This window comes from Acinetobacter sp. Z1, from assembly GCF_024296945.1.
Taxonomy (GTDB): Bacteria; Pseudomonadota; Gammaproteobacteria; order Pseudomonadales; family Moraxellaceae; genus Acinetobacter; species Acinetobacter beijerinckii.
Genome location: NZ_CP101115.1, coordinates 1,988,443 through 2,009,203, shown reverse-complemented (window position 1 = coordinate 2,009,203; position 20,761 = coordinate 1,988,443). Strand labels below are relative to the sequence as shown.

At 37.0% G+C, this 20,761-nt stretch carries 21 protein-coding genes and 1 CRISPR repeat array; of the genes, 13 read left to right on the top strand and 8 right to left on the bottom strand.

Features of this window, described 5'->3' with window-relative positions; translation table 11 throughout:
* Nucleotides 1-96: 96 nt before the first annotated feature.
* Both NGC85_RS09395 and yiaA read right to left on the bottom strand, forming a co-directional pair.
* A complete protein-coding gene (locus NGC85_RS09395; protein WP_005053607.1) occupies nucleotides 97-525 on the bottom strand; it encodes a hypothetical protein in 429 nt (142 codons plus the stop codon).
* Between the two features lie 239 nt (nucleotides 526-764).
* Complete coding sequence (gene yiaA, locus NGC85_RS09390; RefSeq protein WP_254730504.1) at nucleotides 765-1,232, bottom strand: inner membrane protein YiaA; 468 nt, start codon at nucleotides 1,230-1,232, stop codon at nucleotides 765-767.
* A gap of 247 nt (nucleotides 1,233-1,479) precedes the next feature.
* Here yiaA and prfA point away from each other — a divergent pair, with 247 nt between their 5' ends.
* Together prfA and prmC are read left to right on the top strand one after the other, a co-directional pair.
* Complete coding sequence (gene prfA / locus NGC85_RS09385) at nucleotides 1,480-2,568, top strand: peptide chain release factor 1 (RefSeq protein WP_254730503.1); 1,089 nt, start codon at nucleotides 1,480-1,482, stop codon at nucleotides 2,566-2,568.
* The gene (gene prmC, locus NGC85_RS09380) at nucleotides 2,568-3,380 is read left to right on the top strand and encodes a peptide chain release factor N(5)-glutamine methyltransferase (RefSeq protein ID WP_254730501.1); all 813 of its coding nucleotides are present in this window, start codon (nucleotides 2,568-2,570) and stop codon (nucleotides 3,378-3,380) included. Before prfA ends, prmC begins: the two co-directional genes overlap by 1 nt.
* A gap of 209 nt (nucleotides 3,381-3,589) precedes the next feature.
* Here the strand turns inward: prmC and NGC85_RS09375 are convergent, their stop codons facing one another.
* Together NGC85_RS09375 and NGC85_RS09370 are read right to left on the bottom strand one after the other, a co-directional pair.
* Nucleotides 3,590-4,222, bottom strand: a complete 633-nt coding sequence (locus NGC85_RS09375; RefSeq protein ID WP_254730499.1) for an FMN-binding negative transcriptional regulator — start codon at nucleotides 4,220-4,222, stop codon at nucleotides 3,590-3,592.
* Between the two features lie 16 nt (nucleotides 4,223-4,238).
* Nucleotides 4,239-5,297, bottom strand: a complete 1,059-nt coding sequence (locus NGC85_RS09370; RefSeq protein ID WP_254805581.1) for an AraC family transcriptional regulator — start codon at nucleotides 5,295-5,297, stop codon at nucleotides 4,239-4,241.
* A 143-nt stretch (nucleotides 5,298-5,440) separates the two neighbouring features.
* Between NGC85_RS09370 and NGC85_RS09365 the strand changes: the two genes are divergently transcribed.
* Together NGC85_RS09365 and NGC85_RS09360 are read left to right on the top strand one after the other, a co-directional pair.
* The gene (locus NGC85_RS09365) at nucleotides 5,441-6,211 is read left to right on the top strand and encodes a 3-hydroxyacyl-CoA dehydrogenase (RefSeq protein ID WP_005053617.1); all 771 of its coding nucleotides are present in this window, start codon (nucleotides 5,441-5,443) and stop codon (nucleotides 6,209-6,211) included.
* 147 nt (nucleotides 6,212-6,358) lie between these two features.
* Nucleotides 6,359-7,042 (top strand): superoxide dismutase, encoded by a 684-nt coding sequence (locus tag NGC85_RS09360; protein WP_254730496.1) that lies wholly within the window; start codon nucleotides 6,359-6,361, stop codon nucleotides 7,040-7,042.
* Nucleotides 7,043-7,097: 55 nt separating this feature from the next.
* On the opposite strand, the gene NGC85_RS09355 is transcribed toward NGC85_RS09360, so the two are convergent.
* On the bottom strand, nucleotides 7,098-7,676 hold the full coding sequence (locus tag NGC85_RS09355) for a flavin reductase family protein (protein WP_254730493.1): 579 nt from the start codon (nucleotides 7,674-7,676) through the stop codon (nucleotides 7,098-7,100).
* A 56-nt stretch (nucleotides 7,677-7,732) separates the two neighbouring features.
* Nucleotides 7,733-8,752 carry an AraC family transcriptional regulator gene (locus tag NGC85_RS09350; RefSeq protein WP_254730492.1) on the bottom strand — a complete coding sequence of 340 codons (1,020 nt, stop codon included), beginning with the start codon at nucleotides 8,750-8,752 and terminating at the stop codon, nucleotides 7,733-7,735.
* Nucleotides 8,753-9,031: 279 nt separating this feature from the next.
* Here NGC85_RS09350 and NGC85_RS09345 point away from each other — a divergent pair, with 279 nt between their 5' ends.
* The 8 genes from NGC85_RS09345 to NGC85_RS09310 all read left to right on the top strand — a co-directional run bounded on the left by NGC85_RS09345 (nucleotide 9,032) and on the right by NGC85_RS09310 (nucleotide 15,837).
* The gene (locus tag NGC85_RS09345; protein WP_254730491.1) at nucleotides 9,032-10,048 is read left to right on the top strand and encodes a triacylglycerol lipase; all 1,017 of its coding nucleotides are present in this window, start codon (nucleotides 9,032-9,034) and stop codon (nucleotides 10,046-10,048) included.
* A 78-nt stretch (nucleotides 10,049-10,126) separates the two neighbouring features.
* Nucleotides 10,127-11,164: a lipase secretion chaperone gene (locus NGC85_RS09340; RefSeq protein WP_254805580.1), complete on the top strand. Its 1,038-nt coding sequence runs from the start codon at nucleotides 10,127-10,129 to the stop codon at nucleotides 11,162-11,164.
* A 28-nt stretch (nucleotides 11,165-11,192) separates the two neighbouring features.
* Nucleotides 11,193-11,460: a CRISPR direct-repeat array (repeat unit 28 nt; unit sequence TTTCTAAGCTGCCTATGTGGCAGTGAAC).
* 241 nt (nucleotides 11,461-11,701) lie between these two features.
* Nucleotides 11,702-12,475, top strand: coding sequence for a HesA/MoeB/ThiF family protein (locus NGC85_RS09335; RefSeq protein WP_254730490.1), 774 nt, complete (start codon nucleotides 11,702-11,704; stop codon nucleotides 12,473-12,475).
* A gap of 56 nt (nucleotides 12,476-12,531) precedes the next feature.
* Nucleotides 12,532-13,830, top strand: coding sequence for an AarF/ABC1/UbiB kinase family protein (locus NGC85_RS09330; RefSeq protein ID WP_254730489.1), 1,299 nt, complete (start codon nucleotides 12,532-12,534; stop codon nucleotides 13,828-13,830).
* Nucleotides 13,831-13,887: 57 nt separating this feature from the next.
* Complete coding sequence (gene folB / locus NGC85_RS09325; RefSeq protein WP_005053637.1) at nucleotides 13,888-14,268, top strand: dihydroneopterin aldolase; 381 nt, start codon at nucleotides 13,888-13,890, stop codon at nucleotides 14,266-14,268.
* On the top strand, nucleotides 14,225-14,659 hold the full coding sequence (locus tag NGC85_RS09320; protein ID WP_254730487.1) for a 2-amino-4-hydroxy-6-hydroxymethyldihydropteridine diphosphokinase: 435 nt from the start codon (nucleotides 14,225-14,227) through the stop codon (nucleotides 14,657-14,659). The genes folB and NGC85_RS09320 overlap by 44 nt, the downstream gene beginning before the upstream one ends.
* A 38-nt stretch (nucleotides 14,660-14,697) precedes the next feature.
* Nucleotides 14,698-15,249: a DUF2799 domain-containing protein gene (locus NGC85_RS09315; protein WP_254730485.1), complete on the top strand. Its 552-nt coding sequence runs from the start codon at nucleotides 14,698-14,700 to the stop codon at nucleotides 15,247-15,249.
* Nucleotides 15,250-15,381: 132 nt separating this feature from the next.
* Nucleotides 15,382-15,837, top strand: coding sequence for a hypothetical protein (locus NGC85_RS09310; protein ID WP_005058679.1), 456 nt, complete (start codon nucleotides 15,382-15,384; stop codon nucleotides 15,835-15,837).
* A gap of 58 nt (nucleotides 15,838-15,895) precedes the next feature.
* On the opposite strand, the gene coq7 is transcribed toward NGC85_RS09310, so the two are convergent.
* Both coq7 and NGC85_RS09300 read right to left on the bottom strand, forming a co-directional pair.
* Nucleotides 15,896-16,531, bottom strand: coding sequence for a 2-polyprenyl-3-methyl-6-methoxy-1,4-benzoquinone monooxygenase (gene coq7, locus NGC85_RS09305; protein WP_005053646.1), 636 nt, complete (start codon nucleotides 16,529-16,531; stop codon nucleotides 15,896-15,898).
* Between the two features lie 3 nt (nucleotides 16,532-16,534).
* Nucleotides 16,535-17,857 (bottom strand): MFS transporter, encoded by a 1,323-nt coding sequence (locus NGC85_RS09300; RefSeq protein WP_254730482.1) that lies wholly within the window; start codon nucleotides 17,855-17,857, stop codon nucleotides 16,535-16,537.
* A 161-nt stretch (nucleotides 17,858-18,018) separates the two neighbouring features.
* Here NGC85_RS09300 and NGC85_RS09295 point away from each other — a divergent pair, with 161 nt between their 5' ends.
* Nucleotides 18,019-20,742: an autotransporter assembly complex family protein gene (locus NGC85_RS09295; protein WP_169110017.1), complete on the top strand. Its 2,724-nt coding sequence runs from the start codon at nucleotides 18,019-18,021 to the stop codon at nucleotides 20,740-20,742.
* The last annotated feature ends 19 nt before the right edge of the window (nucleotides 20,743-20,761 follow it).

The following is a 20,761-nucleotide window of genomic DNA, read 5'->3' as shown; positions in this document are numbered from 1 at the left end:
ATATAACCGCATAGATTCAACCTAGCATTTTGCTCGGAATTTTAAATATCTAAGTAAGTATTAACTGAAAAAAAGCACCCGTAGGTGCTTTTTGTATTAATGACGACGATGCTTTTTCTTCTTTTTATATTTCTTCGATTGGTAATTGTCATAGTCTCGATCTTGACCAACTTTACGACCTAGTGCCGCACCACCTGCTGCACCAGCCGCAGCACCAATGTAACCACCAGTTGTGCCGCCAACATTTCTACCCACTGTGTAGCCACCAACGCCGCCTAAACCGCCACCAATCGCAGCTTCGGTACGGGTACGTTTACTACTTGCAGCCGCAGCACCACCAGCACCACCAAGCGCAGAGCCAATCATAGCGCCATTGTTACCACCCATTTCTTTACCGATAGCAGTACCAACAACACTACCAAGAGCAGAAGTTGCAGCAACGCGTGTTGCATTATCAGCATATACATTGGTTGCTAAAGTTGAGCTCGCTAAAACTGCACCTAATAATAAAATATTCGCTTTCATTTTTGACTCCATGTTCCTACTGATAGGACATCTTTCTAATGGTTGCAAATGTAACAAAGTTTTAGAAAGAAAATGTGGAGAAGCACTCGCTAATTATTATTCTTTGGTGACTTGATTGTAGAGTTTTGTTTCAATGATGGAGGTGGAGTGAGAAATTAAGCAGATTTAACAATAAGATAGTTAATCTGCTCACATCATAAAAATCAAAAAATGGAGATGTCCCAAACGCATTCCGATGTTTACTCAGCATCATCTTGTTTAGAAGTTGATTCATCTAATCTGATTTGGTGAGGATTTAATTCAGTTTGTAAGCGTAAATAATTTAAGTCACGAATATTTTTCTGTGTAGCAACTACACCAAATAAACTGAGTAAGAATGACATGATATAAAAGCCTTTTTCACTCATTGCGAGATCTGCATTCCACAAACTGATCAGTAATAAAACAATACATACCGCCATAGATGCCCAACACAAGCCATAATATATTTGAGTAACAGGAATTTCTTCTAATTGATCGCGAACTGCTTTTTGTAATGAGGCCGCTGAAAATAATCCATAGAGTAAAATAACGAAATAATAGCCTTTTTCATGCAGAGGCATATTGGCATTCCATAAACCAATCATGAAACCAACAGCGCCAGCCAGCAACGCGACCCAGCTTGCTGCTATAAATGCCGATGTTGGACGGTTTATAAAGTTATTCATAGATCATCCTATTGTTTTATCTTTTTATTTATCCTGACTAATTTATATCTAAGCACCGATAAGAGAACAAGTGCAAACAACAAAACTGAACAATTTGTGATGAAATGATGGTAGATAAGTAAGTTCATAGCTTTGACTATGTCTTTTAATCCATAGAGTCTGTAAACTATGCGCAATTTTTTGATTTTACTCGTGCTTCAAGTTTTTGAATTGCATTGAGTCTTTAGATTTTTGAGATATTTCACCCATGAAAGCATCACTCCGTTTAAGACTAGATCAACTTTGTGATCGTCATGAAGAGTTGACTGCATTACTTGCTGATCTAGAAGTAATTTCAGACAACAAACGATTCCGTAAACTCTCACGTGAGCACAGCGATTTAACTGAAATTACAGAGGTATGGAAGAAATATCGTCAAGCTGAAGAAGATATTGAAACTGCTGAAATGATGAAATCTGACCCTGATTTCAAAGATATGGCAGAAGAAGAAATAAAGGAAAATAAAGCACTATTGGTTGAATTAGAAGATCAATTAAATGTGCTTATGATTCCTAAAGATCCGAACGATGCCAATGCTGCTTATCTTGAAGTGCGAGCAGGAACGGGTGGTGATGAAGCTGCGATCTTCTCAGGTGACTTATTTCGTATGTATAGTAAATACGCTGAAACACAAGGTTGGCGTATCGAAGTGCTTTCTGAAAATGAAGGAGAGCATGGCGGTTATAAAGAAATTATTTGCCGCATCGATGGTGAAGGCGTTTACGGTCGTTTGAAATTTGAAAGTGGTGCACATCGTGTACAACGTGTACCAGCGACCGAATCACAAGGGCGTGTTCACACCTCAGCTTGTACTGTTGCTATTCTTCCAGAAGTTGATGTCGATACCACGGTAGAAATTAATCCTGCTGATTTGCGTATTGATACCTATCGTGCGTCAGGTGCGGGTGGTCAGCACATTAACAAAACTGATTCTGCGGTTCGTATTACTCACATTCCATCTGGGGTCGTGGTTGAATGTCAGGAAGAACGTTCGCAGCATAAGAACAAAGCCAAAGCTATGGCGTTGCTTGTATCGCGGTTAGAAAATGCAAAACGTGCAGCGGCTGATGCGGCAACCTCCGAAATGCGCCGTGACTTGGTTGGTTCGGGGGATCGTTCAGAACGTATTCGTACTTATAACTATTCACAAGGTCGTATGACTGATCACCGTATTAATCTAACTTTATATAAGTTAGATGCGATTATGGAGGGTGATTTAACCGAGTTACTTGATAGTTTGCACCGTGAATATCAAGCGGATCAGTTAGCGATGCTTGCACAGGAAAATGGCGGCTAATGAATATTGCTCAAGCCTTAGAACTTAAAGGTGAAATTGATAGCTATGAACGTCAAGAAGCGGCATGGTTACTAGAACATCTTTTGGGTATTCATGCTTTAGAGTTAAAGCTGAGGCTTGAGCAGGATTTAACGGAGATGCAAGAGCAAGCATATTTAGATGGGCTTGCTCGAATTGAGCAAGGTGAACCCTTAGCATATGTCACGGGTTCGCAACCATTTTGGACTTTAGATTTAAAAGTCACCCATGACACATTAGTCCCACGTCCTGATACCGAAATTTTAGTTGAAACAGTTTTAAAGTTACAACTTGATCAAAAAGCAAATATTGTAGATTTGGGTACTGGTACTGGGGCTATTGCTTTAGCTTTGGCGAGCGAAAGACCTGAATGGCAAATAACAGCAACTGATATTTTTCAGCCTACATTAGATGTTGCTAAAGAAAATGCTATTCGGCACGGTTTAATACGAGTTCAATTTTGCTGTGGTGCATGGTTCGAGGCATTGAGTGATCAAAAGTTCGATTTGATTGTTTCTAACCCTCCTTATATCGATCCTGATGATGTACACATGCAAATGCTTAAATCAGAACCTGAGCGTGCATTAATTTCCGATAATCATGGCATGGCAGATATTGAAATTATTATTCAGCAAGGTAAAAACTGGCTCAAAGCAAATGGCTGGATTGTACTTGAACATGGTTATGATCAAGGCAAAATTGTAAGAGACACTTTTGAGCAACAAGGTTTTCAGCAAATTAAAACCATCAAAGATTATGGCGGTAATGATCGTGTCACGCTTGCCCAACTTTAAGCATAATTATCTAAAAAGCGAATAATTTCTTTAGCTACAGTTGTAGGGTAGATCATTCATACGGTATCTAATGTCCATAATCTTCTAATTCAACGATTTGTAGATTTGTAGATTTGTAATTAGTCCTTTATAGCGCGCAGCCATCTGTTGATCAGAGCTTAAATAACTTTATCTAGACAATTTTTATCATATATAAAATTGGATAACAGTTAATCCTGAATATATTGCTGTACGGCTTGTCCGAGTAGACGATCACCTTGTTTTTCTAAACCATCCACAACTCCTAAAGCATCAGACTTATCACGATTTTGACTCAGTTTGAATTTTCCTGTCATTTTATTAATTTTGATTTCAATTCCAACAATGCCTTGAAGTTGCTGAGCTATATATTCACTTGGTGCATCAGACATTTTCCAAGGCACTGTTTGTTTAGCTTCATGCGTACGTGTCAGTTTGGCTAAAATACCTCGTAAAGATTTTTCATCAGATAAAAAGGTAATAGTTCCTTTGACATGAACCACCTGATAGTTCCAAGTTGGTACGTGCTGGTGATGTTGCTGTTTACTTGGGTACCAGTTCGGCGAAATGTAGCCTTGTTCGCCTTGAAAAATAATCAGTACATCGGCACCATTTTCGATTTGGATATGCAGTAAATTATTTTTTGCAATATGAGCAATTAAAGAAGCTGTGTTCTCATCTTGATTTTGAATCAATTGAAAGGGTAGATGATTCGCTTCAATTCCTTCTGACGTATTGCAGATCAGGGTCGCAAAGGGATAACTTTGAATGAGTGTAAATAACTTTTCTTGATCTTTTTCTTCGAAAATTTCTGGTAAATACATCTTTTAACTCCGGTTATTATTCCAAATGACCCGAAAGGCTTTTCTTCGTCGGCGAGGATTTTCGATAGCTGCCAGGACTAACACCTGTCCATTTTTTAAATGCACGGTGAAATGCACTTGGATCATGAAAATTGAGATCATCACTAATACTTTGAATAGAATCTAAAGTTTTGCTTAAACGTTCAATCGCGATATCACAGCGAATATCATTTTTGAGTTGCTGGTAACTGACGCCTTCTTGTTTTAATCGGCGTTGAATGGTTGCTGTTGACATGTTTAATTGCTGAGCGATGTCTTTAAGTTCTGTCCAATCACATGGGGGTTGTAGCAGCAATTGACGACGAATTTGCAAGCTTAAAGAATTTTCATTTTTAAACCTTACGATTAAGTTATAAGGTGTTTGTTTCAGAAAATCATTTAACGCTTGTTTATCTTTTTTAATTTTATGTTTGAGATAATGTGCATCAAATTCAATTTTATTTTGATCTGCGTTGAATTCAATATTTTCACAAAACCGAATACGATAATCTTGCAATTCTAGCGGTTGATGACATTTAAACATCATGTGCTGAAAATGAATACGTTGATCACTTAGCCAGCACATCAAACTATGCACAAGCATTAAAAAAGTCGCATAGGTGAACATCCTTTTGGGCTGTTCCCGATCATGCAATACTAAATAAGCTTTTGAACCTTCTTGAATTAATTCACCTTGAATATCATCTAAGATCAGGCTGAGAAACTTAAAAATTTCATGAATTGCTTGTTCTAAGGTTTCAGCTCCAAAAGCTATTTGAGCGAGTAATTTATAGCTTCCACGCCGCATTGGATGTGAATCCATACCTAAAAATTCATCATTTAGCATTTTTGCTGTTTCAATCCAAAGCTGTGCGCATTGGATGACGGGAACACGAGCTTTGGTTGAAGTGAGTAATTCTGCTGAAATACCTGCACGATTGGCAATATTGACAATGTTCAGACCTCGACTTGCAGCAACACTCAATGCCTCACGTATTAAAGCATTTGAAATGGTGTCTTTAGCAGAGTTCAATTCAATGTGCGGATTTTTGCTCATATTTAGATAAAAGATAGGAGATAAATTAGGATGAATGCTCAAAAGTTGCATTAAATTTGCTACTTTTTGGAATTGTATCGGAAAAAAGTTATCTTTACTCTCGCTTATAAAAATATATATCTTTAATTTGATAGGAAACGTAAATGAAAATTCAAGGAAAACATTTTGTTATTACTGGTGGCGGTTCTGGACTTGGTGCGGCTACAGCTGAATATTTAGTAGAGAAAGGCGCATCAGTTACATTAGTGGATATGAATGTTGAAGCGGGTGAGCAACAAGTACAGGTTTTAGGTGACAAGGCTGACTTTGTGAAGTTGGATGTGACCGATGAACAAGCTGCGGAACAATTCTTTAAAGAGGTTGTTGCAAAACATGGCAGTGTCCATGGTTTAGTAAATTGTGCAGGGATTGGACCATCTGCAAAAGTTGTAGGCAAAGAGGGTGCACATGACTTAGCAATGTTCTCTAAAACTTTGCAGATCAATGTAACGGGTACATTTAATATGCTTCGTTTAGCAGCAGAAGCAATGAGTAAAAACACGGTTGCAGAGGGTGATGAAGATCGTGGCGTGATCGTCAACACGGCCTCAGTTGCGGCATTTGATGGTCAAATTGGTCAAGCAGCTTATTCAGCTTCTAAAGGTGCTGTAGTGGCAATGACTTTACCGATTGCACGTGAATTATCGCGTCACGGAATCCGAGTTATGGTTATTGCCCCAGGTATTATGGAAACGCCAATGCTCAAAGCTTTACCGCAAAATGTGCAAGATGCATTAGGGCAAATGGTACCTTATCCGTCACGTTTAGGTCGCCCAGAGGAATTTGCTCGTTTAGTTGGGCATATTGCTGAAAATTCATATTTGAATGGTGAAGTCATTCGTCTTGATGGCTCCATTCGCATGGCCGCTAAATAAAATCTCAAAGATACAAAAAAGCGATGATTGATCGCTTTTTTTGTATTTAAGCTATTTAGAAATGTATTGATTTATATACTGTTGTTTGACCCAAGGCTCATTTATCTATATGTTGATAATGAAAACGATTATCAATAAAGGTGTGTGATGCGAAATCTTCAGAAAGGATTTTTGTCTTTAGTTATATGTTCTAGTTTTAGTGTTTCAGCTTTTGCAAATTTTACGCAAGCGCCGTTACCTTATAAAACCAATGCGTTAGAGCCTGCGATTGATCAACAAACCATGGAAATTCATTATGGAAAACATCATAAGGCTTACGTGGACAATCTTAATGCTCAGATCAAAACATATCCTGAGTTAGATAAACTAACAGTTGAACAAATTCAAAAGCAAATTTCTAAATACAATGCTGCTGTCAGAAACAATGGTGGCGGTCATTTCAATCATGCATTTTTTTGGGAAAGCTTAGCTCCTACCAATAAAACGGGTAAGGTAAGCCCAAAATTGTTGAAGCAGATTACTCAAGATTTTGGTTCATTTGAAGCTTTTCAAGAACAATTTAACCAAGCTGCAACTAGTCGTTTTGGTTCAGGTTGGGCATGGTTAATTGTCAACCCTGCGGGAAAATTAGAAATTACATCTACACCTAACCAAGATAATCCATTGATGGATATTGCCGATAAGAAAGGGCAACCATTATTAGGCTTAGACGTTTGGGAACATGCGTATTACTTGAAATATCAAAATCGTCGCGCAGATTATACGAAAGCGTTTTGGAGCGTAGTGAACTGGAACAAAGTTAACCAACGCTATGAGCAAGCAGTTAAATAAATCCGAGAATAATTTGAATAAAAAGAGATGGCTATAGTCATCTCTTTTTTTGTTTTTATATACTGGCTTTGACTTCATCACCGATCAAATAAAATGTTCCGCCAGCGATATAGTGCAAGCTTCTCAATTCTTTTCCGACATTTTGAAAATTCCAGTGCCCATCTTTAAACACACGTGGGTCTGCCCATGCTGCAATCACTGATCCAATAAAGAGATCATGTGTTTGTTGGATATGTGGTTCAGGAATTACTTTACATATCAGCCATGCGAGGCTGTCTTTAACTAAAGGAACATCAAATCCTGCTTGGTAGAAAATCTGAGTATGACAATCTTCTAGTTTGTTTGGATTATCAAATTTACTTATCGTTCCTAATTGATGCACCATGTCTATTTGCGCGTAACAAGGAACTTGTAAAGCAAAATATCCACTTTGCTCAACTAGTTGCCGTGTTTTGGTACTTTTATCTAATACGATAGTCACCTTGGCAGGCGTCAGTTCTAAGGCACACGCCCAAGCTGCCGCCATAACATCGGTATCTTGTTCGTGTTGTGCAGAAACTAAAACTGTAGGACCGTGATTCAGTAAGCGATAAGCTTTAGGTAGATCTACAGGCAGCATCTTATTTTCAGACATATCTCATCCGATCAGTTTCATCATCAGCACTTATTGTGACATAGGATTAGTCTGATTTATTGATTTTCCCAACGTTTATAGGCACGACTAAAGCTTGATGTTGATGAGTACCCCAAATTTTTTGCAATTTCATCTTTGGTAATGAATGGATTCAATAATAATTTTTGAGCTTTAGTCCTACGAACTTCATCATAGAGTAATTGAAAGCTTCTTTCTTTCTCTTTCAACATACGTTGAAGTGTTCTTTTAGTAAGATTTAATTTTTGGGATACTTGATCAATATTAAGTAGGCCATCAGTTTTATCATCTATAAGATATTTAACGCGTTGAATGATATCTTGTGTAGCCACCAGATCATCCAATTCTTTTTGACACAGTAGTTTAAATTTTTCTGAAGTCAGCGGGTCTGACATGCTCAGAGGTATGTCTAAAAATTTTGCAGAACTAATAATACGGCTAGAAGATTGCTCATAGCGTATTTCTTCAAAAGTTGTAGTTAGAATGTCATTGAAACGCGTGAAATATTCTGGATATTTACATTGTAGTTCTACACATGGTTTAAAACTAGGTATAAAAAAACGCACTAAATGTACAAAACCGATGAGGAAAAATACACAGCTAAATTCATAGGCTTGTAAATCTGTTGCATCATTAAAATTTAATACAGAGTGATCGTATGTAATTCCATAATAAGCAAGATCATTCTCTACAGTAAAATTTAGTTCCACAAATGAACATTGCAAACGAACAAATTGGTTAATAGTTTCTATTGCTTCAAAAGCATTTTTTGATATGGCAACGGTAAAGCCAAGTAAACCATGAGAGCTTATTTTGAGTTGAGTGCCGGCGTAGAAAGCGATTCCATCTTCTTGAGTAAGCTCTATAGTACGAGCAATCACTTTCTTGAAAGAACTCAGACTAATTTTATAATTCAGATCATTTAATTGTTTAACATCGACTCCAGTACCCCAGAATAATTCTTCAGATGAAATGTTCCACCGAGACACAACCTCACTGAGTAAATGTACATAAGAGCCACTAATAAAATGCTGATACTGAAGACGGGGAATACTCATAATGTTGAACAAATTCCATTGAAATACTTATTCCATTCATCGTGAAATTAAAGCAGTGAAGCGCATTTGAAAATGTACATTCATCGGAATTTTGCATTTCAATAAAAAAAATGGCGTGTATTGTTATGATTTTGGCGCGGTTTGTTTTAGTCTAAAATTCACACAATATTTCTAGGGAGTATAATTTTCGCAGTCTTTTGTATGTATGGAATGATTCCGCATACAAAGCTTTAGGACTAAACGTTTGTAATAAAAATGAAAAATGCTAGGAGCAAAAACGTGAAGAAAAAACACTTCAAGACTATGGCGTTAATGGCGGGCATGCTAGTGAGTAGTGGATCTGTTGTACATGCAGGTTTATTCGATTTTCTAGCGCCAAAAGCATCATGGCAAAACTGTAATGTAAATTCTTGTTCAGTCGGCGGTAGTACAAGTGTTACATCAAGCTATGCAAAAACTAAATATCCAATTTTGTTGGCACATGGAATGGCAGGTTTTTCTGCGGTCGGACCATTGCAATATTGGAATGGCATTACAGAGGATCTAGTTGGAAACGGTGCAAATGTATTTGTGGCGCAACAAGCTTCTTTTAATTCATCAGAAGTTCGTGGAGAACAATTATTACTTCAAGCTAAACAAGTGCTGGCGATCACAGGTGCTCAAAAAGTTAACTTGATCGGGCATAGTCACGGTTCACAATCAATACGATATGTGGCTGGTTTGATACCTAATCAAGTTGCTTCTGTAACATCAGTGGGTGGTCCCGCTAAAGGTTCAAATGTAGCAGATGTGGTTTATACAGTAACGCAATCACCTATTGGGCCAGCAGCTTCGCCTATCATTGCTGGTGCGGTTAATGCATTCTTTTCTTTAGTTGGGATTGGCTCTGGTCATTATTATGATCAAGATGCGATTGCAGGACTTAATTCATTAACGACTGCTGGTTCAGCTAATTTTAATCAACGTTTTCCTGCTGGTGTCCCAACGACCGCTTGTGGAGCAGGTACTGAGCTTGTAAATGGCGTTCGTTATTATTCTTGGAGCGGAACAGGGGTCTTAACCAATGTTTTAGATCCGATGGATTATGGTCTTGCTGCTACATCTCTACTTATCCCCGGTGAAAATGATGGTCTAGTACCAAGGTGTTCAAGCCATTTGGGAACGGTTATTCGTGATAATTATGCATTTAACCATTTGGATGAAGTGAATCAAATATTAGGTTTAGTAGGCTTCTTACAAAATCCTGTTACACCATTTCGTACTCAAGCAAATCGGTTAAAAAATCAGGGTCTTTAATAAATAGGCTAAAGGGGTAAATTTAACTCCTTTAGCCTCAATATTTTTTAGAATGAATAATAAATAGAGTAAAGGATGATGAGTAATAAGGTTTTAAATAATAGAATAATCTTTTTAGGCTTAATGGTCTGTTTATTGCTATTGCTGGCTTTTATATACTGGTATTTTAAACCAGAGGGACAAAAGCAGCAGAATCATCTAAATCAGCAAACTCAATTACAATCAAAAAATGATTTGTCCAATGAAAAACAAAATAATCAAAAAGGAAAGATGCCTATACTCGCACCGTCACTGCAAGGAACAGAAATAGATTGTCCAATCCAAGTAGATGGGAGCGGTAAACTAATTTTAACGGTAGGTCTGAGAAGTTGTTTCGATTATTTTTTCTCAAGTTTAGGTGAAAAAACAGAATCAGAACTAATTTCTGATATTAAACAATACCTAACAGCAACTTTGCCTGATACTGCTTCAAACTATGCAATTTATTTATTGGATCAATATGTTGCTTATACGCATGCTTTAAAAAATCAAAAACCAAGAGGGAATTTTAAATCTGGAGATGTTGAGGAATTTCAAAAAATTATTGATCAGATGAATAAGCTACAGCAACAGTTTTTCAATCAGGCTGAAATTAATGCTCTGTTTGGAAACGAGCGCAATCTGAATCAGTTTAATATTGAGCAAATGAGAATCCATTCTAATAAGAATTTATCAACACAACAAAAAGCCATAAAGATAGCTGACTTGATTAATGAGCTGCCATCTACTTTAGCAGATGGCGTTCGTGTGTCGATGCAATTTGCAGAATTACAGCAACTTACTCAAGAAATAAAAACGAAGGGTGGCTCTGCTCAAGAACTGCGTAATATGCGAGAAAGTTTACTCGGGCCTGAAGCGGCAGATCGTTTGGAGAGAGTTGACCAAGATGAAGCGAATTGGCAAACACAAGTAAATAGTTATTTGTCTCAACGTGATCAAATTCTAAAAAGTAACGCTAATGATGCAACCAAACAAAAATCTATTGAACAACTTCGGAACAGTACGTTTGCGACAAAAGAAGATTTACTTCGAGCGCAGTCATACGAAATTATGAATGATCAGAAGAAACTTAACTAAATTATATTTCTTTAGGTGTTTTGATCATTGTCTAAGCAACCTGTGCGCCAGTGAACTTAATCCTCAGAGTATTAGGACTTTATTCAAATTTCTAAGCTGCCTATGTGGCAGTGAACCGCAGGCACTTGGCTAAAATCAGGGGGTAGTATTTCTAAGCTGCCTATGTGGCAGTGAACGACCAGGCACTAAATTTAGAAATATTTTCGCATTTCTAAGCTGCCTATGTGGCAGTGAACTTTTATTTCAGACTTGCTAAACCATTTTGCACTTTCTAAGCTGCCTATGTGGCAGTGAACTTAAGATATCATCAATATAATAAGCTAAAACATAAACTTATTAAAAAAATTGAAGAATATCCAAAGTTTTTAACCTGAGTTATAACTTGTTGATTTTATTTAACTGTTAATGAGTGTGTAAAATATTGGGGTAAAAAATGGCTATTGTCAAAGTTAAATTATATAAATGCTAGAATCTTCTTTCATAAACACACTCATATACTTAAAATCTAGCCAGTTAAATGTAACTTAGGGAATTAATGTGTCAGACCATTTAGAAAACGAATTTGAGCTAAGTCATGAGGAAATGCATCTCTATAGTCGTCAGATTTTATTAGATGGTTGGGATATAGAAGCGCAAGAAAAATTAAAACTCGCGAATGTATTAATTATTGGTGCTGGAGGAATAGGTTGTACTAGCGCTGAGTTGCTCGCACGAGCGGGTGTAGGAAAAATTACAATTGTCGATGCTGATACGATTGAGATTAGTAATTTACAGAGGCAGATTGCTTTTACTACAAATGATTTAGGTCGATATAAGGCTGAAATACTCGCAAAGCGTATACAAGAGATTAATCCTCACATACAAGTCAGCTATCAAAATATACGATTTGATGTAACGAATGCTGATGATTTCGTACAACACCAAGATGTAGTGTTAGATGGCTGTGATAACTTTACAACTCGTTATTTGGTCAACACCATATGTAAAAAGTATCAAGTACCATTAATTAGTGCTTCAGCAATAGGATTTGAAGGACAGTTATTTATGGTGGATTCTGATTCAGCCTGTTATGAGTGTCTATTTCCAAAAGCAGACAATGCTAATGAAGGTCTAAGATGTGCAGAATCTGGCGTACTTGCAACTACACCTGTAATGATGGCGTCATTACAAGCACATCACACATTGCTGTTTTTAGGTTTGGGGTTGATGCCACTGAGAGAAAAACTCTTAGTTTGGAATGGTTTAAATTTAACTCAACGTATTCTCAAATTTGAAAAAGATGTAAATTGTCCAGTTTGTCAGGCAACTTGATCGGTAAAATGAGCAAAATTTGCTAAACTACAATAATCTGTGAGGCAAGAAAGATTATGAAAAGAAATATTTTATTCGATGGATTACGATCTGTTGCACGTATTGGTGAAACAGTCGTTGTTGCGGCACAAGCAGGTGTAAAATACGCAACCGAAAAACCAAGTAACGCAAAGCTCATGCGTGAGACTTTTGAATCATTGGGTTCGACGTATATTAAATTGGGACAATTTATTGCCAGTACGCCTTCTTTATTTCCGCGTGAATATGTTCAAGAGTTTCAAGGTTGTTTAGATCAAACGCCAACTTTACCCTTTAGCTATATTCAGAAAGTATTGGCAGAAGAGTTTGAAGGGCGCAATCTCAATGAAATTTTTAGTTTTATTGATGAAAAACCTTTAGCATCGGCTTCGATTGCTCAAGTTCATGCAGCAAAATTGGTGACAGGTGAAGATGTTGTATTAAAAGTGCAAAAACCAGGTGTCGAAACTATTTTATACACTGATTTAAATGTAGTGCATTGGGCAACAAAATTACTTGAAAAAGCAGTGCCTAAAATAAAATTTGCATCTCTTTCTGAAATCGTTGATGAGATCAAAACACGTATGGTACGTGAAGTTGATTTTATTGAAGAAGCACAAAACTTAGATGATTTTATTGAATATTTAAATATCTCGGGTAATCAATCTGCTACTGCGCCAAAAGTTTATCATCAATTTTCTACACGTCGTGTTTTGACCATGCAGCGTTTGTATGGTGTGTCATTGACGGATTTTGATGTTGTAAAAAAATATGCGAAAGATCCAACACAAGTTCTCATTACCGCAATGAATACTTGGTTTGGTAGTTTGATGCTTTGTAAGAGTTTCCATGCAGACTTACATGCAGGGAATCTCATGCTGCTCGAAGATGGTCGTATTGGATTTATCGATTTTGGTATTGTTGGACAGTTAAACCCTGAAGTTTGGTCTGCGTGTATGGCATTTATGGATGCATTACAACATACCAATTACGTTGCTATGGCAGAAAATATGCTCAAAATGGGCATGACACATCATAAAGTTGATACACAAGTGCTTGCAGATGACTTAGAGCGTTTATTTAGCGGTGTTTTGTTGGCAGATCCGCAAGAAATTTTAAGTTCAAATCCTGCTGATCTTAATGACATTATGATGGATATGATTGGCGTCGGTGAACGTCATGGGATTAAATTCCCACGCGACTTCGCCTTATTGTTTAAGCAGATGCTATATTTTGATCGTTTCATGCGTGTTCTTGCACCATATACCGATATTTATGCTGACCAACGTTTGAAAATGGTTCACAATATTGAACCTGCTTCATTTTTAAAGCATTAAGAAGAATTCCCCTAAATCCCCCTTTATTAAAGGGGGAATTATTAAGTGATGTAAATTATGGATGCCATTATTATTGAGGGGCTAAAGGTCGATACAGTGATTGGTTGTTTCAATTGGGAACGTCAAATTATTCAACCTTTAATGCTAGATTTAACCATTCATAATGATCTGGCACAGGCTGCAACTTCAGATGAGTTAGAAGATACTCTTAACTATGCTCAGATTTGTGAGCTTGCAGCTCATGTTATTCAGACAGCTCAACCAAAGTTAATTGAACATGCTGCACAGCTCGTCCTAAATAGTTTGTTTTCTACTTTCCCTTCGATCGAATCGATCAACATTACCATTCGTAAACCAGCCATCATTGCACAAGCTCATGCAGTAGGAATTCGTCTTGAACGCAACAGAAACAATTTTTGCGCTCGCACTGGCGAGTAATGTTGATCAGCAAAAGAATTTTCTTTTTGCTTATGATCAGATTGCTAGTTTAGGTCGTGTTGAATTTTCTCCAATTTATGAAATTCCTTGCCGAGATAAAATTGGAGCTGATTATTGGAATTCTGCGTGTCTATTAATAAGTCAGCTTAATTTTGATCAAATAGTTGAAACATTAAAAAAACTTGAAGCGCAGTCAGGGCGCGTGCGTCCTTCGCACAATATTAGTTTAGATATTGATGTAATTGCATGGGGTAACTCTCTAAAGCATATGCAATTTAATCCAAAAAAGTTGCCATTGGCTTTAGATGTTAAAATCCCATTATTCGATTTATGGCGACATAATGATTTAATGTATCAACAGCAGCATGCTTATCCTGTCATTACAATGTAATTAATTTTGTTGGAACACTATAATAATAGGAATTTTTTATGAAAAAAATTTTATGCTTATCAGTTTTAACGGTTTTGCTTTCTGGTTGCGCTGCTATGAGTGTCGATCAATGTAAAACGGCAAATTGGTTTAATGTTGGTGAGAAAGATGGTTCTGCTGGGTATGATTCACGTTTAGATAAATACTATTCATCTTGTCAAAAAGCGAATATTGTCCCGAATCAAAGTTTATATGAGAAAGGTTACCAAAAGGGCTTGGGATATTACTGTCGCCCTGAAACCATTTTTAATGAAGCTTTAGACGGACGTGGTGATTTTAGAGTTTGTCCAATCGAAAAACGTGAGTCATTGCGTAATTATTACCAAGTTGCAAATGCATATTATCAAGCAGACTCAGAATTTAATCGTTCGCAAACTGACATAAATCATTATCTCAAAGAATTGGAACGCAAAGATCTATCGGTTAAGGATCGTGATGATTATAAAAAGCGTTTGTATGATTTAAGAATGAACAGTAGTCGGGTGCAATCGCGTTACCAAGATGCAGTTCGAAATTTAGAGCGTTTTAAGGCTGAACATGGTTTAAACTAATTTCTTAATTTTTTAAAAGCCTATGATTCATCTCATAGGTTTTTTATTTTTAGGCTCAACATTTAAATTACAGACCTATTTTAAGATTGATGTTTAAATAAATGATTGATGAATAAAATATAAAGGTGCTCTATGCAAATAAAGCTGATGATTGCGGGTTTTATCTCATGTGGCGTTATGAACTCTGCTTATGCAATTGATGCCAAATATAGACAACAATTGGAATATTCAGGCTGTACACAAGTCAGTGAGTTGCAAGGCTGTGATATTAGCAAAACCAAAGAAGAAAACATTAAAGCTGGGTTAGTTGAATCTAATAACGTGGTAACAGATCAAAATGCATCAATAAGTCAGCCACAGTGGATTGCTGAACGACAAGATGGTACATCTTTAGCTCGGATTAAAATTGATCAGCAACAGCGTGTTTGGGTCAATGATTTAAGAGTTATAGCGGTAAAAAATCGTGATCAAATCAGTTTTAGACAAGGGAAAATTAACTATACGATTTTTACGGATACAGAAAAGCAATCTCAAAGCTTTTGGTATGACCGTTATTCACATGATAAGGGCAAAATTGTATTTAAATGAATCTCTTAATTTTTTGAAAAAATAGGGGAATTATGATTTCACAATTCCCAAGCCTATTTTATAAATAATAACTTGTTTTAGTCATTAATTTTGAAATTGCAGTCATGGTGATACGAACAGGAACAGGCAAATCAACACCTCCTGCATTTAGTGCAGTTTCTCTATGATGCAGTTCATCTTCATTCATTTGTACGAGTATTTTACGTGAGCGATCATCATGAACTGGCAGTTGCTGGATGTGCTCTTGCAAATGCTGGCTGACTTGGCGTTCAGTTTCAGCGACAAAACCTAAACTGTATTTATCACCTGCAATGCCTGCAATTGCACCCATTCCATATGATAATCCGTACCAAATTGGATTTAAAACACTTGTATGGCTATCTAACTCTTTTAAGCGATCTTCACACCATGCCAAATGATCTTGCTCTTCAATAGCAGCCTGTTGCATTTCTTCGCGAACATGGGGGAGTTTTGCTGTTAAAGCTTGTCCATGGTAAAGCGCTTGCGCACATACTTCTCCACTATGGTTTACTCTCATTAATCCAGCAACATGACGAGCGTCACTTACGCATAATTGTGAAGGTTCATCGCTTGCGGGATTATTGCGTTGAGCACTGGTTGCACCAGGCACTAAGCTTCTTAAAGCTTGATCAAAAGAATTAATAATTTTATCGAGACCAGTGTAATGACGCATATATTAATCCTCTAATGTGTTGGGTGAATCTTTCAATAAAGGCTTTAAGCGTTTTAATAACCAAAATGAAAAGATTGCACTTAAAACAGCAGTAATTGTAAATAAGATTTTAATATCAATTTTCAAAATGCTTAAGATTAAAATTGAAAAAATTGCTGAGGAGACCATAAATACAGCATTTAAAATGTTATTTGCTGCAACAACACGTGCTCTGTGTGAACGTGGCGAATAGGCTTGCATCATTGCATAAAGAGGGACGATGTAAAAACCACCACTTATTCCAAGTAGCGTAACCGCTAGCATGACATGATAATAAACTGAACCCTGAGTAAAGATATCTTTCAATGTAAGTAAATCGCCTGTGCGCTCTGGAACAAAAGCTAAACTTGCCGCCAAATAAAGTGCGAAAACTGTCAGACCAATTGCACCATACGGCACCATTTTGATATTGATTTCAGTTCCACCAATTCGTCTACACAGTAGTGAACCGACCCCTATACCAACCGAGAAAAAAGTGAGGAGTAAACTGACAACATTTTCTGAGGCATGTAAATTTTGTTGGGTAAGTTGAGGTATTTGTGTGAGATAAGTTGCGCCGTAAAACCAATACCATGAGTTACCGAGCAAAATGACAAATACAACAGGAATACTTTTCGCATATTTAATTGTTTGAAAACTAGTACGCACAAAATTCCAATCAATTTTTAAATCAGGTGCGGCGACTTTCTGAGGAAGGATAAAGCGACTGCATAAATAGCCTAAGCAAGCGATCAACACAACTGTAATACTAATCCACAATAAATTTCCTTCAGAAGAGGCAATGACTGCACCACCAACGATCATACCCAAAAGTATGGCAATCGAAGTTCCTGATTGAAACAATGCATTGCCAGACATCAATTCATGAGGTTTTAGAATTTCTGGTAAAATTGCGTATTTAATTGGACCGAAACAAGTTGAGTGTGTTCCCATTAAAAATAAAGCGAATAACAAGAGCCATAAATTACCAAGTAAAAAGCCCGCTGTACCAATCAGCATAATCACGATTTCTAATATTTTAATAAATCGTATAAGTTGAGATCTTTCATATTTATCAGCAATTTGCCCAGCCGTGGCGGAGAAGAAAAAATATGGCAAAATGAATAAAAGTGCTGCTAAATTATTTAATGTGCTAATTGGAGCGCTTTGTTGTTGAATCCAGCCATAAGTTATGACTAAAAGAAGTGCTTGTTTATAAACATTGTCATTGAGCGCCCCAAAAAACTGAGTGAAAAACATCGGGGCAAATCGGCGTGATGTCATTAAGCGGTCATCTTGTTTCATCATGTGTTCACTTCATTGTGTTTTATAAAAAAATGTGACGTAGTGTAAAAATAGTAGAAAATGCATGTATGATACTTTCAATGTTTGATTGGATGAAAATCAATTATTTGAACGTTATTTCAGCCATCAACACAACATAAATTAAAATAAGTTTAGAGCCCAACATGCCATCAAAAGCTAAGTTTAAACAGTCGACACTGGTTCATTCTATGCATTTAATTTTTAAAATGCAGGATTTTCCTAAACTTATTTGTAGTAGTTTTTTGATTAGTTCTTGTATATCAGTTGCTTGGGCTCAAGAGCAAGCGCCAGTTTTGTCTGAAAATGAATCAGTATTACAGCCTCAGGTTTCTGCTGACTTGCAATCAAGTGTCAGTAGTATTGGTTATACGCCATCTTCAGAAGTTCAATATTCTCAATACAGCAGCTCAGATTTTGATAGTCTTGCAGCTTTGCAACAACAAGAACAATCCCTAAACCAAATTAATGAATTAAAGCCAATTGAGTTAGATGATAATTTAGAAAACTTACCTGTGTTGACCGTAGATCAAAACATGGCAGATGAGATCTTTCGTGTTGCTGAAGATGCAAAAAATGAGGCAAAAAATTATAAGGATAGTGCTTCGAAAGTCCCAGAAATTTCGGTGAATGATGCTTCTCAGTCAGAATTAACACAGATTACTCAAGCGCCTGTTAATATTGATCAACTGATGCAACAGATTCAAACAGATAGTAAGATTGTTGTTGAAGCAAATGAAACAGGTAGAACACTTGCAGAGCTTCAGCCCAAAGAAGAACAAGCACAAGAAAAAGTTGGATTCTTTAAACGAATATGGACGCGTTTACGTCCTGAAAATTTATTAAATGCTGATAAAGTTCCGCGTATTACAGCTGATGTTTCAGGAGCACCGCCCGAATTAGCAACCAATATTAAGGCTAAACTTTCTAGTTTTACTCAGGAAGCCTTTGAAGACTTTAGTGTCGCACTACCACAACTAAGATCCTTGACAAATCAAGCTGCGCAGGCTGTTGGTTATTATAATGCTGAATTTAAGTTTGAGCGATTGAGTGACAGCAAGGTAAAAGTGAATGTCGTACCTAATGAACCTATCATTATCAAAGATCAAAATATTGAGTTTACGGGTGCGGGTGAGAACTTACCTCAATTTCAAGTTATACGCTTAGTTCCAGAACAAGATGTTGATGACATCTTTAATCATGGCAAATATGAAGCGACTAAAAACAAAATTGTGAATACTGCAACTGATAACGGTTTTTTTGATTCCTTTTGGCGATTACACGATGTCAAAATTAGCCAACCAGAAAAAGTTGCTGATATTAATTTAAAATATGAGACAGGTGAACGCTATAAGCTGAAACAAGTCGAATATCGTATGAGTGATCCAAACAAGCCTTTACCTTTAACACAAAAGGTTTTAGACAGTTTGGCACCGTGGAAAGAGGGTGATGATTATGCTTTTTGGCGTGTTAATCTCTTGGCGAATAATCTGACCAATACACGCTATTTTAACTACACTCTAGTCGATACGATTAAACCTGATCCTATCCAACCGCCGTTAGAACTTGCTCCAGATTTACAAGCACTGGTTGATCAACAAAAAATTCAAGAATCACAATTATTAAATAGCCAACAAAAAGAAGATTTGGCTAGACAAAAAGTCACCTCAGCGCAAGAAGTTACTCAGGATGTGGTTGATGAATCACAGTTCTCTGGTGGGCAAGCAGCGCAGCCTTATGCTTTAGCAAGTACGATGCCTTTATCTCATGATCACGAAGATGAAGATGATGCGCGCCAACAAATGGAAGAACAAGCAAGAATTGATAAAAAGATTCCAGTTGTGGTGACTTTAAATGCAGATCGCTTGAATAGTCTTGAAACAGGTATCGGTTATGGAACTGATACAGGTGCACGTATTAGAAGCCAGTATAGACGTGCAATCGTAAATAAATACGGTCATGCGTTTGATGCGAACGTTGAAGTTTCTGAAATTCGTCAGTCAATAGATGGACGCTATAGCATTCCTTATAAACATCCGTTGAATGATTATTTTAACCTTGTAGGAGGTTATGAACGTGAAACACGTGATGATATTGGACCGAATATTAATCTGTTGGTGGAATCCGCTGTACTAGGTGGCGAACGAGTGATTAAAAATCCATTGGGTGATTGGCAGCATACCATGGGGTTACGTTATCGCTTGGATCGTCTTACCAAACAAGGTGATATTGATGTTAATGATTTGCCTGATGCCTTTAGAGTCTCTGGCATTGATTCAGAGCAAGAATCACTTTTGTTCGGTTATGAGTTGTCTAAAACTAATTCTAATTCGCGATTGAATCCGACCAAAGGATTTAAACAAACATATAAAGTTGAGCTAGGTACAGAATCGTTACTATCAGATGCGAATATGGCAATCCTAACCGCAGGATGGCGCTTTATTTATTCTTTAGGTGAAAATGAAGACCATCAATTTGTCGGGCGTGGCGATGCAAGTTATATCTTTACAGATGATTTCAATAAAGTGCCATACAACTTACGGTTCTTTACTGGAGGAGACCAATCTCTTCGTGGTTTTGATTATAAAAGTCTGTCACCTGAAGAAAATGGCTATAAGATTGGTGGACAAGCTTTAGGGGTAGGATCATTTGAATACAACTATCAATTTAAAGATGGCTGGCGCGCAGCTATTTTCTCTGATTTCGGGAATGCTTATGATAAACAATTTAGCAATCCGACAGAATATAGTATTGGTGTAGGTATTCGCTGGAAATCACCGATCGGACCAATTCGTTTAGATGTGGCATCGGGAATTTCAAATGATAATAATCCTATACGATTACATTTCTTTATTGGTCCACAACTTTAATAACTTTTAAAAATTCCTT